The organism is Gracilibacillus caseinilyticus (assembly GCF_022919115.1).
GTDB classification, from domain to species: domain Bacteria; phylum Bacillota; class Bacilli; order Bacillales; family Amphibacillaceae; genus Gracilibacillus; species Gracilibacillus caseinilyticus.
The window spans coordinates 3,881,207-3,896,000 of the sequence record NZ_CP095072.1 but is presented as its reverse complement, the minus strand read 5'-3'; the positions used below and the strand labels follow the sequence as shown (position 1 = coordinate 3,896,000).

The window sequence follows — 14,794 nt, the reverse complement described above, 5'->3', positions numbered from 1 at the left end:
CTAGCATATTGAGCGCATCCATCAATAACAGCATTTGAATTAATAACAAAATGCCTAGAACCACTGCTTTTAGCTGTTTCATACGTTGTAGCACGTAAAAAATATGCGGAGACTCCCCCCGTGGATCAGTCGTGTCCGAAAATCCCGCAGGAAAGCGCTCTTTGCTCATCACGAGGAAGTTGAGGCTGACCACACAGGACGCGGAGATGTTTCCGGAGCTTCGCTATGCATATAAAGCTTATCCAAATTACCACATTGTTTTACAGTTTCACTTTACATAATCGGTATTATGGGTAGCTTTATATATTTTTATTGCAACCAGGGCTGGGAGGATTTAAGTTCTGTTACTTTGCTTATGCAGCCATGCTTGCTGTTCATCTTTGTCATAGATAGGTTCTTCTATCAATTGTGCCAACAGCTGTTTTTTTAGCTGAGGTGTCAACTCTTGCTGTATTAGTAATGTTCTTGCCTGATAAAGAAAGTCAACATACTGTTCATATTGATCAGGAATCTCCTGCTCGATAGCACGTTTGATTTTTTTCGCAAGAATCGGACTTGCTCCTCCTGTTGAAATCGCAATTTGCAGTTTCCCTCTGGTTAAAGTGATCGGGAATTGTACATTGCCATCCTCTGAGCGATGACTGGCGTTAATCCACGCATGGGAAGGTGCATGGTCGACTATGTATTGGTTGACTGCTTCTTTATTTGTTGCAATAACGATAAAGTCGGCATTTTCGAAGTGCCGAAGTTCACATTTTTCCTTGCGCCAATCTATCTGATGATCTTGAATAAGCTGATCTAGCTCATCTGTTACTGCTGGACTAACCACAGTGATTTGCTGATGATAGGGAAGCAAACCTTTCAATCTTCGAAGTGCGACTTGTCCACCACCTATGATAACGATTTTTTTATTACTTAAATTCACAAATACAGGGGAAAATTGCTTCATATGATACACTCCAATATTAATTACTTTCTCTTTCTCCTCTTATTGTAGTATGCTTGGGAAGAGTGGGCAAGCTTACTTGACAGATATCATGGATATTTTTACACTAGAATTAGGAAAATGTTTCGAAGTTGAGATAATGAGAGAGGGTGTAAGTATGAAACATATTTTCAAAGAGGGGAAAAGTCTAACAGGCCCCACCATATTACTATTACATGGAACAGGCGGAACAGAACAAGATTTATTACCGTTAGCTGAAATTATAGATCCAGAAGCAAATGTGTTAAGTGTGCGTGGCAATGTACTCGAAAATGGGATGCCACGTTTTTTTAAGCGCTTGGCAGAAGGTGTATTTGACGAGGAAGATCTTATTGAACGAACGAAAGAATTGTATCAATTTATCGATGAAGCAGCCCAGGAATACGGATTTGACCGCAATTATGTGATTGCAGCAGGCTATTCAAATGGCGCTAACATCACAGCGAGTCTATTGTTCCATTACCAGGATGCTCTTACGGCTGCGGTACTGCACCATCCGATGGTACCAAGAAGAGGTATGGAACTGCCAGAGCTTGCCAGTGTCAATGTCTTGATCACAGCAGGCAAAAATGATCCTTTATGTACAGAACAGGAATCTCAAGATTTAGCAGCAATCCTGCAAGAAAATGGTGCTAATGTAGAAGTGCACTGGGAAAATAACGGTCACCAGCTAACCCAAACCGAAGCAGAAGCTGCAAGAGACTGGTATCAGCGAAAATTCAAATAATAGTGAAGAAGAGGCTGGGACAAAAAGTACAAGCTTATGAAAAAACGAACGAGAAATCCGATGTATTTACATAACATCATCTCCGTTCGTTTTTTTTATTTATTATATTTCAATATGGCAAGGCTTTGATACGAACACCTTTCGCTACAAAAAAGGTTTTGATCATGGCAGATTGGCAAGTCCTTTTGTTTCTGTTTCATAAAAGCTTTTGGACGACGAACGATTCAATCAGACAATTCAGCCTTAATTCAAGCGCATATTGGTTGAAAGAGTGGTTCAATCGGACAAATCGGCATCATTTCGAGCACATATTGTCCGAAAGAGTACCCCCCTGGAACAATCCACCCTCTATTTGCCCTGGCCAACATCAGAATTCCATGAAGTCTCAGTGAATTGTGAGCACTTCGCGGCATGTTAAAAAATATATTAAATCTTAATATTGCTCGGTATTACAAGCTAATTCATCTTTATGTCCCATTCTATTTTTTATTATAGAAAGCAAGTCACAAAGTCGAATTGCAGAATCATGCTCAAAAAGAAGTACGGTTTGTTATAATACGGATTATGTCAACTAGCAGATTAATGGTGATTTTGAAATAATTCATGTGCTGGGATACTGCTCCGGCCAAGCTATCCGCGGCCTGCGGGGCGCGGATAGGCCTCTTTGAAAGTATATAGTTACTACGTTATAAATATTGAAATAAAATGAAATTAAGTCTTGCTATTTTCAAAATATATCATATAATAAAACTGTACTAAATATACTAATACAGTTAATACGGATGATACAGTGTAATACAGTAGAAAGGGAGGGTGCCATGTTTGAACTGGATTTGCGCAGCAGAAAACCGATATATGAACAATTGGTAGATAAATTAAAACAACTGATTATAAATGATGTATTAAAACAAGATGAAAAACTGCCTTCAGTCCGCATGCTTGCACAGCAGTTGGCGATTAATCCTAATACGATTCAAAAAGCATACCGTGAACTCGAGACGCAAGGCTTTATCTATTCTGTGAAAGGGAAGGGGAGTTTCGTGAATCATATGATAGTGACGGACAATACTGCTGAAGTGAAGCAAGTGAAAGACCAATTAAAAAAGCAAATTGCGGAGGCGTTATTTTTAGGGGTATCCATTTCAGAGATAGAACAACTGATCAGAGAAGTTGATCAGGCGATGAGGGGGGATAAGGATGATTCAAGTTCAAAACGTGATTAAAAAATTCGAAAAGGACAAGGTCGTGGATAACGTTAGTCTCCAAATTGAAAAAGGTTCTGTTTATGGCTTACTTGGTTCAAATGGGGCAGGAAAGACGACACTGCTTAAGATTATTGCAGGTATCATGAAACAGCAGGAAGGTGCTGTACAGATAGAAAGAAAACCTGTCTTTGAAAATATTGTACTGAAGGATCGAATCATTTTTCTTCCGGATTCCTTATATTTCTTTTCACAATATACGGTGAAACAAATGGCGAACTTTTATCAAAATTTGTATTCTAACTGGAACCAGCAACGATTTGAGCAGCTTCAGCAAGTGCTGGCGCTTGATCCCAAACAGAAAATTCAGCGTTTTTCCAAAGGGATGCAACGTCAAGTAGCTTTCTGGCTGGCTTTATGTGCCATGCCTGATTATTTGATTTTAGATGAGCCGTTTGATGGCTTGGATCCAGTCATTCGCAGAAAAATCAAATCATGGATCATTCAGGATGTCGCAGAACGGGAAATGACAGTGCTGGTTTCTTCTCATAACTTAAAAGAAGTAGAAGATATTTGTGATGAAGTCGGTATCTTACATAAGGGTACTTTACTACTACAAAAGGGATTGGATGATTTAAAGGCAGATATTCACAAGGTGCAAATAGCCTTTAAAGAGGAAGTGGATAAGGAACTGTTTGCAAGTATGAATATTCTTTATCAGGAAAAACGCGGAAGTGTCTATGTATTGATCATCAAAGGTGGATATCAGCAGGTGGAAAGTCAAATCACCAGTATGTCTCCGGTCATCTTCGATATATTGCCGTTAACTCTCGAGGAAATATTTATTTATGAAATGGAGGGGGCAGGCTATGCTATTGAAAACATCATACTTTAAAAAAGAAATTTGGAAGCAAGGGTTTCGTTCTACAGGCTGGATTGGACTGGCTTACTTTTTTATTTTGCTATTCTTATTGCCATTAGAAATACTGATGGAGAAATCAAAAGAAGATAATGAAATGATTAGCTATTATCAAAATAATGCGCAAGACTTATTTTTTATCAATGGAGAGATACAGCTTGTTCTATTATTTACTGTACCAATAATTGCAGGCATCTTTGCATGCAGATATTTGCAAGTAAAAGGTTCGGCAGATTTTATGCATAGTCTACCTGTTAAACGATCCAGCTTATTCATTCATCAGTATCTTATTGGTATTACCATGGTCTTGTTGCCAATAGTATTGGTTGCATGTCTAATGTGGATACTTCATGGCATGATCGATGTCAACTACATGTATCAACCAATGGATGTAGCTAGCTGGCTTTATTATACAGCCATGTGCAATATATTTTTCTATTCATTTAGCTATTTAATTGGTATGTTAACTGGGATTTCTGTTGTGCAAGGCGGTTTAACATATATCTTTTTATTGTTTCCTTACGGCATTTCGATGCTTATAATGTACAATCTCGACATGGTGCTGTTCGGTTTTAGTGAGCAAAATGGGAGTTTGCTAGGGTTATTTGTATTATTTTCGCCATTCTATTGGGTCGTCCAATTGACGATGAATCATGCAGAAGGTATTGTAACCTGGTATTACTGGCCACTATCTGTCTTATGTATAGGACTATCATTTATTCTGTATCGTTACCGACAAACCGAATCGGCAAGTCAAACATTAGCGTTTTCCATTATTAAACCAATTTTTAAATTTGGTGTAACCATCTGTTTTATGCTGCTTGGCGGTGTTTATTTCGGCATGAATCAGCAACAGATAATAGGCTGGAGCTTATTTGGATACGTTATAGGGGCATTGCTCGGTTATTTTCTAGCAGAGATGCTGATTCAAAAATCGTGGCGAGTGTTTAACAAGTGGAAAGGACTTGCGATTTATACGGGGATTTCGATGATCGTCCTGCTCTCCTTAGTGTTTGACTGGTATGGATATGAGACTAAAATTCCTGAGGCAGCAGATATCGAAGGGATTTACTTCTCCAGTGGTTATGATGGCTATACTTTTTTTGAAGATGACAGTGAAAAACAGCCAAATATAACTGATGAAGCGTTAAAACAGCAAGTAATTTCACTTCACCAAAAAATCATTTCAGAGCAAATCGGTGCAAATGAACAAAATATACAATTTACTAGTAATACAGTCACTACACAAATTACTTATTATTTAACGAATGGAAATAAAATAACAAGAGAGTATATCATTCCTGATCGTACTGAACTGGACCAATTTATAGTACCAATTTTAAAGTCAGATGCATACAAGCAAGCAAACTTTTCATGGTTATACGAAGAAAAACGTACAGACTTTAAAGAAATCTCTGTTAACGGAGTGGATGGCCGTCAGGTAGTTAAGGATCAGGAAACCATTCGCAAAATTGTAGAAGCTTTAAGAAAAGACTATTTGAATGCTTCTTATGAGGATGTTTTAGAAAGCTATAGATACGATTCAGGAACTATACAATTTGTTGATGGAACAGATAACTATTATCATATGCCTATACATGAAGCATATGACCAGACAATGCAAGTTCTGAAAGAAGAGAAACTGGCAAGATGGTTCGATTTAAAATAATGGCTTTAAGTTGTATTTAGTGAGGAATAAGGAGGTGTTGGACGTTGGAAACCAGTGAGATATTTGAAGAACTTGTTGGTCAATACCAATCGATGATGTATTATACCGCATTAAAAATTGTTAAGGACGCTCAAATGGCAGAAGATGTGGTACAAGAGTCCTGGATAAAGGTTTTTAAGCATCAATTGAAGTTAGAACGGATCGAGACGTTAGGATCTTGGCTTCGAACGATTACATCTCGTAGTGCGATTGATCTTCTACGCAAGGAAAAAAGAAGAAATGAATCACTGTTATCAAATGAAGCGAATTTGCTGGAACAACTGGAACAATGCTCAGTAAAAGCAGTAGATGATGTACTTGACTGGAAATTCACATTTGAATATTTGGAACAGCTTGTCAATAATAAAAAATTACTGCCTATTTTCCGGATGAAGTTCCAATTGAATTTAGACGATGAACAAATTGCTAAACAGCTTAATATCAGTCATTCTGCAGTCAAAATGAGAATTTTCAGGACGAGAAAACTAATTAAACAATCATATCATGTGCAATCAGCGTCCACTTTAAAATCAGGAGCATAAATGTTTCTGGTTTTTTCTTTTTGTAAAAAGGTTTATAATGGAAGTAGTAATGATCGTTAAAGGATGAAGAAGATGAGTTTTATTATATATGTTGTGTTGCCATGGATATTTTTATGCCTGTTTGTAGTCGGTGTCTTCTACAGTTTGTGGAAGAGACTTCCATACTGGTGGGGCTTCCTTAGCTGTGCGGGCGGCGTTGCTATCTATTTGGTAGGGAACGAAGTAGTTGGCGGCTATAACGGTATGAGCTTAAGTTTAATTGGTACTTTACCATTTACAATCGGTTTGTTTATTTTATTCTTTCTTTTTGTCGGGAGTAAATTCCAGTAAAGGCTGAAATATTCACGGGTATTACCTCGCGATAAGTACAAAATAGAAATGTACCATCGAATGGAGGGATACCTATGAGAATGAATGGAAACAAAATGCTTCCCATGCTTGCTTCTATCGGCATCGGTGCGTATGCTTATTATCAAATGAAAAAAAATAAAACCATGTAATAAGAATGGAAAACCTGGCAGCAAAGTTTGCCAGGTTTTCTTTCATTTTTGTTCTTTGCTATAATGAAGAAGAGCAAATATTCTAAAAAGAAAGGAATTTTATAATTATGGCACAATACATAGGTTATATCGGATCATATACAAAAAAAGAAAGTGAAGGCGTTTATCGATTCACATTAGATACGGATCAAAAGAAACTGGTTGATGTAGAACCAGTTTCATCACTGGACAATCCTACATACTTAACGATCAGTCAAGATAATCAATTCGTTTATGCAGTCTCGAAAGAAGGAGATCAGGGTGGTGTAACTGCATATAAAATCACTGATGATAAAGGGACACTGCAATTATTAAACAGTCAGGCAACACCTGGTTCAGCACCATGTCACGTCAGTGTAGACAGCAAGAATAACCTGGTTGTAGCAGCGAATTATCATACAAAACAGGCAGAAGCCTTTTTAACCAGTGAAGATGGCTCTATTCAGGCACCTGCTGCAGTGGAGCATGCAGGGGATGGACCACATGAAAGACAGGAAAAACCCCATTTGCATTATGCCGGTTATACACCTGATGAGAAATATGTGGTTGTGGTTGATTTAGGTACTGATGCAATTACAACGTACCAACCTGTTAATGGAGAATTACAAAAAGTGCAAGAATTGAAAACGAAAGCAGGTAGTGGCCCACGCCATATTGCCTTTCATCCCAATGGCAAATATGCGTATGTCATGACAGAGCTAAGTAATGAAGTAATTGTATTATCATATGATGAGCAGGCGGGATCCTTTGAAGAAATTCAATATATCTCTACATTACCTGCTGACTTTACTGAAAACAGTCAAGGCAGTGCTGTGTACCTTTCTGAAGATGGCAGATTTGTCTATGTTGGAAACAGAGGACATAACTCGATCACTGTTTTCCGTGTAAAGGAAGATTATACGGTGGAATTGGTGGAATGGACGGATACGGAAGGGGACTGGCCACGTGATTTTGTCCTCGATCCATCTGAACAATTTATTGTTGCATCCAATCAGGAGTCAGGTACATTGGTTTTATTTGAAAGAGACAGTGAAAAAGGAACCTTATCACTTGTCCAAAAAGATGTAACAGCACCTGAAGCCGTTTGTGTGAAGTTTTTACATCAATAAATTAAAAGCCGGATAGTTGCTATCCGGCTTTTTTACTTATTTTAATGTACGGCTATTCAAGTCAACGTCGAGCAAATCTTGATTTTCTTTCGATTCATAGCGTGAAATGAAGCCATCCCCATGACATATGGAACACGTATAACGCCATTCTTCATCATCCATTAATAGCCCCGTTCCGTCGCATGCTTTGCATTTCATATGTTGTGAACCCATCGTTGTACTTCCTTTCTGTATTAGATTTGTTTTTGTTTAATCCAGTTGATAATACCACCTTGAAGAATAATATCGATATGACGTTTCGTTAAGTCATGGCGGACTTCAATTGGCTTTTCTTTTCCTTTAATATGAATTGTGAACGTGTTGTTTGTTTGAATCGTTTCATGAATATTCCGGAACTCCAGTATGTCATTTTCAGAAATCTGCTCAAAGTCTGACTCATTTACAAAAGTTAGCGGGAGTATTCCGAAATTGATTAAATTTTGCAGATGTATCCTAGCAAAATCTTTTACCAATACGACTTTTAATCCTAAGTAGCGGGGAGCCAATGCAGCATGTTCCCGACTGGATCCTTGACCGTAATTGACACCGGCAGTAATCATATGTCCTCCGCTGTCACGCTTTTTCATCGCATTCTCATAATAATTGTCATCGACAATTTCAAAAGCAAAGGTGCTGATTCTTTGTATATTACTTCGATAAGGTAATACTCTGGACCCACCTGCGAGAATTTCATCTGTTGAGATATTATCACTCATTTTTAACAAGATAGGAAGGTCGAAATTATCTTTGATCGGTTCAAAGTCTGGAATAGATGTAATATTTGGCCCTTTTTCCAATTCAACCTGTTCATCTGGACATGCAGGTGCTTCCAACATGCCTTCTGTTGCAAACTTTTTCGGTTCTTTAATAGCAGGATAATCCATTTCTAACGTTCTTGGATCAGTGATTTCCCCGTGTAATGCTGACGCGGCAGCAGTTTCAGGACTGCAAAGAAAGACACTGTCCTCTTTTGTACCGGAACGTCCCGGGAAATTACGTGGTGTTGTCCGTAAGCTATTTCTCCCTGTTGCAGGTGCTTGTCCCATTCCGATACAGCCATTACATCCAGCCTGGTGCATTCTTGATCCTGCTGATAAGAGGTTTGCAATATGTCCATTTTCAACCAACTGTTCCAATAATTGTCGGGAAGTTGGGTTAATATCGAGAGATGTTCCAGGAGCAATTTGTTTTCCCTTGACTATTTCACTGGCAATCGCAAAATCTCGGTATCCTGGATTGGCAGACGAACCAATATAAGATTGATAAATCGTTTCGCCAGTTACTTCTGATACAGGAACAACATTGCCGGGACTGGAAGGTTTAGCGATCAGTGGTTCCAGCGTGGATAAATCAATATGCTCGTCTATGTCATATTTTGCTCCTCGGTCCGCTTTTAATTCTACCCAGTCTTCTTCACGTCCTTGCTGTTTTAAAAACTTTTTAATTTCCTTGTCAGACGGAAAAACAGTGGCAGTCGCGCCTAATTCAGCACCCATGTTTGCAATAACGTGTCGGTCCATTGCAGAGAGGTTTTTTACACCTGGACCATAATATTCAATAATCTTACCAACACCACCTTTAACATCATGGCGCCGTAACATTTCGAGAATGACATCTTTAGCACTTACCCAATCTGGAATTTCACCAGTTAGTTTTACCCCCATAATTTCAGGCATTTTGACATAATACGGTTCACCAGCCATTGCCATTGCAACATCAATACCGCCAGCACCGATTGCCAGCATACCCATACAACCGTTCGCACAAGTGTGACTGTCAGATCCTAATAATGTTTTACCTGGCTTAGCTAATTGCTGCATATGAACAGGATGGCTGACACCATTTCCAGGTCTACTATAGTAGATCCCGAATTTTCTGGCAGCACTACGTAGAAATAAGTGATCATCAGCATTACGGAAATCTTCTTGAATTAAATTATGATCTACGTATTGAGCAGATGCTTCGGTTTTCACTCGATCAATGCCCATTGCTTCTAGTTCCAACATGACCATGGTACCGGTAGCATCTTGGGTTAAAGTTTGATCGATTTTTAATCCTATCTCATCTCCAGCTTGCATACCACCGGAGACAAGATGCTGTTTAATTAATTTTTGAGCGACATTCTGTTTCAATTTGATTTCCTCCTCTATAACATCCGATAAAATAAACCTCGTCTATAATGTAATATTTCACAAAATTTAATTTATAAACGTTTTAATTTGATTGGAAAGGAGAGATCAAACTTTTTTAGTTACCTTAAAATTCGGAGTGGGAGAGTTATGAAGCAAAGTTATATCCAACGATATGAAGCTTGAGAAAATGCGCCAAGTCAGACGCCATTTATCGGAATAATAGTTGCTTAAAGGTTATAGATATTATTAAAAAGTGTTCAATATTCTCTCTTGCTGCTATGAAATCAATTCTTACGGACATATTTGATCATTAAGCTAAAAAACTGTCCATAAGACCAATAAAAAACAGGAGGAACTGTATCCCTCCTGTTTTCACTGTTAGACCATTACTTTGCACATATCATTTGTCAGTGCTACCGGGTCTTCGATTGGCAACCCTTCAATCAGTAATGCCTGGTTATATAAAATATTTGTATATAGTTTTACTTTATCTTTATCAGATTGGTGTGCATTAACAAGCGCTTGGAAAATGTCGTGTTTGTTATTAATTTCTAATACTTTGGATGCTTGAATGTTTTGGTTATCAGGCATTTGACTTAACACTTTTTCCATTTCGATTGAAACATCGCCATCAGCAGATAAACAAACCGGATGTGATTTTAATCGGGTAGAGAGCTTGACGTCTTTTACTTTGTCGCCAAGGATTTCTTTCATTTCCGATAACAAATCTTTATGTTCTTCTTTTTGTTTCTCTGCTTCTTTTTTCGTTTCTTCATCTTCTAAATCTAAATCACCGCTGGATACGTTTTTGAATTCTTTTTCATCATAATTCATTAGCATCTTTATAACGAATTCGTCTACTTCATCGGTGAAATAGAGGATCTCATAGCCTTTATCTTTGACCATTTCTGTTTGTGGTAATTTTTCGATCCTTGCGTGTGATTCACCTGTCGCGTAATAAATATGTTCTTGATCTTCCGGCATTCGATCACGGTATTCTTTCAATGTTACTAGTTTCTCTTCCGTAGAAGAATAGAAGAGCAGTAAGTCTTTCAGCTTGTCTTTATTTGCACCGAAATCAGCATAAGCACCATATTTAAGTTGGCGTCCGAAAGCATCGAAGAATCTTTCATATTTTTCTCGATCATTTTTCAGCATGCTTTGCAAATGATTCTTGATTTTTTTCTCTAAATTTTTCGCAATAAGATTTACCTGACGATCCTGTTGTAATATTTCTCTGGAAATATTTAGTGATAAATCTTCAGAGTCAACAATACCACGGACAAAACTGAAGTGATCTGGTAATAAGTCGGCACACTTGTCCATGATAAGCACACCGTTTGAATACAGTTCCAAACCTTTTTCATAGTCTTGCGAATAGTAGTTAAACGGAGGCTGCTGCGGGATATAAAGAATCGACTGGAAGCGAACCATCCCGTCTACACTAATATGCAAATGACTTAGAGGCTGATCGAAGCCAAAATGTTTTTCCTGATAGAAACTTTCGTAGTCTTCATCGGTCAGCTCCTGCTTGTTTTTACGCCAGATCGGAATCATGCTGTTAACCGTTTGTTCTTCTGTCACATCCACTAATTCATCTTCATTATCAGCTTTCGGTTTTTGTTCTGTGATATCCATTTTGATTGGATAACGGATAAAGTCAGAGTATTTTTTTATGATTGATTTTAATTTGTATTCTTCCAGGTACTCATCATAATTTTCTTCATCTTCGTTTTGTTTCAGTTCAATGATGATTTCTGTACCAACCTCTTTTTTGTCAAAAGGTTCAATCGTATATCCATCAGTGCCATCAGAAACCCATTTGTATCCTTCGTCGCTGTGAAGTGCACGTGTATAGACAGTTACTTTGTCTGCTACCATAAAGGAGGAGTAAAATCCGACACCAAATTGACCAATAATTTCCTGGCCGTCCTTCATTTCGATTTCCTTTTTGAATGCTAGAGAACCACTTTTAGCGATTGTACCAAGATTGTCCTCAATTTCTTCTTTCGTCATCCCGATACCGGTATCTGTTACAGTAAGGGTGCGGTTATCTTTATCTGCTTCGACACGAATGTAATAGTCATCCTGATTAAAAGAAATACTATCATCTGTTAAAGCTTTGTAATAAATTTTATCAATCGCATCGCTGGCATTTGAAATTAACTCACGTAAAAAGATTTCTTTTTGTGAATAGATAGAATGTACCATCATTTCAAGCAAGCGCTTGGATTCGGCTTGGAATTGTTTTTTCTCCATGTTTCTTTTTCCTCCCTTTATCATCTTAAGTATGTAAGTTAGCACTCATGACACAAGAGTGCTAACACACTATAATTATCACAAAAACACTGACCTGTCAAGCTTTATGACGATTTGACTTCCAAGTTCTGATCACTTATTTTAAGTAAAGTATCAGAATTTTTCTGCATTTATGCTATCATATAAATATGGCATAAGTTGTTCGTATAAACAAACAGGGGGGATTTGGATGGCATTTGATTATCAGACGCCTCGATACATACATGTAATTGAGCAGATAAAAACCAAAATAAATGAAGGGGAACTCGAAGCCGGTGAGCGGTTGCCATCAGAAATGGAGCTGGCTAAGCAACTAAACGTATCACGTAATACATTAAGGGAAGCGCTTCGTATTTTAGAAGAAGAAAATATTATTATAAGACGACACGGGATTGGTACGTTTATCAACCAAAAGCCTGCATTTTCAGGCGGAATTGAAGAGCTTTTCAGCATCACTGATTTTATTAAAAGAGAAGGAAAAGAACCTGGAACGGAATTGTTATTTCATGGTGCAACAGAGGCGCTCAGTGAAGACAAGCTGGAATTGCAACTGGAAGAGGACGATCAAGTATACTTAGTAAAACGAGTGAGAACAGCAGACAGCGAACCACTAGTGTACTGTATTGATAAAATTCCATTGTCACTAGTAGGGGAAGATTATCAATTGGACGAGCAATCCATGCTTCAATCTCTTCAGGAAAAAAAGGATATTACCATAAGCTATGCCAAAGCAGAAATAAAAACGATTGGTTACCATGAAGAGATATCCAGCATACTACATAGCGAAGAAAACCAGCCTTTGTTAATTTTAAAGCAGATACATTATGATTTGAACGATAATCCGATATTATATTCGCTTAATTTCTTTCGATCTGATCAGGTTAGTTTTAGTGTATTTCGTAAGCGTTTATTTTAAACCATTCCACCGTGGGATGGTTTTTCTATTTTAAGGCTGTTAGCAAAGGATACAAAAATAGGAGAAAAGAGTGAAGATTTGAATTGAAAAGTGGTAAATGGATACAAAAGTAGAGGGATAAGCAAATAGATTTGTCTTCAAACAGCAGAAAGGATACAAAATCATGGTTAAAAAAGTAAGATTTATCTCCATAAGTAATGAAAGAAGACAAAAGTAGAAACTGAACAAAAAGATTTAGTTCGAAATCATAAAGATACTAGCCATATAGAGAGTCAAGTTACTGATTCACTGGATTATATCGGATCATTGCAGATGTCAAATGCAATTATTGGATATAAAAAAGCGATTGACTTGTAGGACGTCTAACCTTTATAATAATTTCGAACCCTGTTAGAAAGGGTTTTCATTTTAGCGAATAGTTGTAGGACGTCCAATCATTAAATAACAGGAAGGGGAACGCCACATGCATTTTTTGTGGGGAATTGCAGGTATTGTAGTCATCTTGGGGATAGCGTTTCTATTATCATCAAAAAGGAAAGCGATTAATATCCGCACGATTCTTGGGGGCTTAGTGATCCAAATTTTCTTTGCATTTGTCGTATTAAAATGGGAAACAGGACAAACAGCATTAAAGTGGTTTACATTGCGTGTTCAAGATATTATAAACTATGCCAATGAAGGAATCAGTTTTCTGTTTGGTTCTTTAGCAAATAGTGACGAATTTGGTTCGATCTTTGCTTTGCATGTCTTGCCAATTATTATTTTCTTTTCATCACTTATTTCTGTCCTTTATTATCTGGGGATTATGCAATGGATTATTAAAATCCTTGGTGGTGGTCTATCGAAATTGCTGTGGACGAGTAAGTCAGAATCAATGTCAGCTGCCGCTAATATTTTTGTCGGTCAGACTGAAGCACCATTAGTAGTAAGACCGTTTTTAAACAAAATGACACAATCGGAATTATTTGCTGTCATGACAGGAGGTCTTGCATCTGTTGCAGGATCCGTACTTGTTGGCTATTCATTATTAGGAGTACCGCTGGAATATTTACTTGCAGCTAGTTTTATGGCAGCACCGGCAGGATTAATTATGGCAAAAATGATGATGCCGGAAACAGAGGAGTCTGTGACAACAGACAATTTAGAAATTGAAAAGGATACTGAATCGGTCAACGTCATTGATGCAGCAGCTAAGGGTGCATCAGATGGTTTAAAGCTGGCATTAAATGTGGGTGCGATGTTATTAGCCTTTATCGCATTAATTGCATTAATAAATGGGATTCTCGGTATATTCGGTGATATCACATTAGAATTGATTCTCGGTTATGTATTTGCTCCCGTTGCCTTTGCAGTAGGTGTTCCATGGAATGAAGCAATCATGGCCGGTGGTTTTATCGGACAGAAGCTTGTGTTGAACGAATTTGTTGCCTATGCTTCCTTTGCACCAGAAATGGCAAATTTATCAGATAAAACGAATGTAGTAGTAAGCTTTGCACTATGTGGATTTGCTAACTTAAGTTCGATGGCTATACTGCTTGGAGGACTTGGAGGTTTAGCACCAAAAAGACGTAAAGACATTGCAAAGCTTGGACTTAAAGCGGTAGTAGCAGGTATGTTGGCATCCCTATTAAGTGCAGCTGTAGCAGGTATGTTTTTCTAACTCGTTAGTAAAGCAAGT

13 protein-coding genes are annotated in these 14,794 nt (G+C 37.8%); 9 read left to right on the top strand and 4 right to left on the bottom strand.

What is annotated here, in order from left to right; all coding sequences use genetic code 11:
* Nucleotides 1-334: 334 nt before the first annotated feature.
* The gene (locus tag MUN88_RS18720) at nt 335-949 is read right to left on the bottom strand and encodes an NAD(P)-binding protein (RefSeq protein WP_244718032.1); all 615 of its coding nucleotides are present in this window, start codon (nt 947-949) and stop codon (nt 335-337) included.
* 154 nt (nt 950-1,103) lie between these two features.
* Between MUN88_RS18720 and MUN88_RS18715 the strand changes: the two genes are divergently transcribed.
* The 7 genes from MUN88_RS18715 (at nt 1,104) to MUN88_RS18685 (ending at nt 7,731) form a co-directional block, all read left to right on the top strand.
* The gene (locus tag MUN88_RS18715) at nt 1,104-1,712 is read left to right on the top strand and encodes an alpha/beta hydrolase (RefSeq protein ID WP_244718030.1); all 609 of its coding nucleotides are present in this window, start codon (nt 1,104-1,106) and stop codon (nt 1,710-1,712) included.
* Nucleotides 1,713-2,530: 818 nt separating this feature from the next.
* Nucleotides 2,531-2,935: a GntR family transcriptional regulator gene (locus MUN88_RS18710; protein ID WP_244718028.1), complete on the top strand. Its 405-nt coding sequence runs from the start codon at nt 2,531-2,533 to the stop codon at nt 2,933-2,935.
* The gene (locus tag MUN88_RS18705) at nt 2,910-3,809 is read left to right on the top strand and encodes an ABC transporter ATP-binding protein (protein WP_244718026.1); all 900 of its coding nucleotides are present in this window, start codon (nt 2,910-2,912) and stop codon (nt 3,807-3,809) included. Before MUN88_RS18710 ends, MUN88_RS18705 begins: the two co-directional genes overlap by 26 nt.
* Nucleotides 3,784-5,502: an ABC transporter permease gene (locus MUN88_RS18700; protein WP_244718024.1), complete on the top strand. Its 1,719-nt coding sequence runs from the start codon at nt 3,784-3,786 to the stop codon at nt 5,500-5,502. The genes MUN88_RS18705 and MUN88_RS18700 overlap by 26 nt, the downstream gene beginning before the upstream one ends.
* A gap of 44 nt (nt 5,503-5,546) precedes the next feature.
* Nucleotides 5,547-6,083 carry an RNA polymerase sigma factor gene (locus MUN88_RS18695; RefSeq protein WP_244718022.1) on the top strand — a complete coding sequence of 179 codons (537 nt, stop codon included), beginning with the start codon at nt 5,547-5,549 and terminating at the stop codon, nt 6,081-6,083.
* Nucleotides 6,084-6,155: 72 nt separating this feature from the next.
* On the top strand, nt 6,156-6,413 hold the full coding sequence (locus tag MUN88_RS18690) for a hypothetical protein (RefSeq protein ID WP_244718020.1): 258 nt from the start codon (nt 6,156-6,158) through the stop codon (nt 6,411-6,413).
* Between the two features lie 277 nt (nt 6,414-6,690).
* Entirely contained in the window at nt 6,691-7,731 is a 1,041-nt protein-coding gene (locus tag MUN88_RS18685; protein ID WP_244718018.1) for a lactonase family protein, read from the top strand.
* A 36-nt stretch (nt 7,732-7,767) separates the two neighbouring features.
* Here the strand turns inward: MUN88_RS18685 and MUN88_RS18680 are convergent, their stop codons facing one another.
* From MUN88_RS18680 to htpG, 3 genes are all read right to left on the bottom strand, one after another.
* The gene (locus tag MUN88_RS18680; protein WP_244718016.1) at nt 7,768-7,944 is read right to left on the bottom strand and encodes a hypothetical protein; all 177 of its coding nucleotides are present in this window, start codon (nt 7,942-7,944) and stop codon (nt 7,768-7,770) included.
* Between the two features lie 20 nt (nt 7,945-7,964).
* Nucleotides 7,965-9,902, bottom strand: coding sequence for an aconitate hydratase (locus tag MUN88_RS18675; protein WP_244718014.1), 1,938 nt, complete (start codon nt 9,900-9,902; stop codon nt 7,965-7,967).
* Between the two features lie 378 nt (nt 9,903-10,280).
* A complete protein-coding gene (gene htpG, locus MUN88_RS18670) occupies nt 10,281-12,161 on the bottom strand; it encodes a molecular chaperone HtpG (protein ID WP_244718012.1) in 1,881 nt (626 codons plus the stop codon).
* 229 nt (nt 12,162-12,390) lie between these two features.
* Between htpG and MUN88_RS18665 the strand changes: the two genes are divergently transcribed.
* Nucleotides 12,391-13,116 (top strand): GntR family transcriptional regulator, encoded by a 726-nt coding sequence (locus MUN88_RS18665; protein WP_244718010.1) that lies wholly within the window; start codon nt 12,391-12,393, stop codon nt 13,114-13,116.
* 463 nt (nt 13,117-13,579) lie between these two features.
* Nucleotides 13,580-14,776, top strand: a complete 1,197-nt coding sequence (locus MUN88_RS18660) for a NupC/NupG family nucleoside CNT transporter (protein ID WP_244718008.1) — start codon at nt 13,580-13,582, stop codon at nt 14,774-14,776.
* The last annotated feature ends 18 nt before the right edge of the window (nt 14,777-14,794 follow it).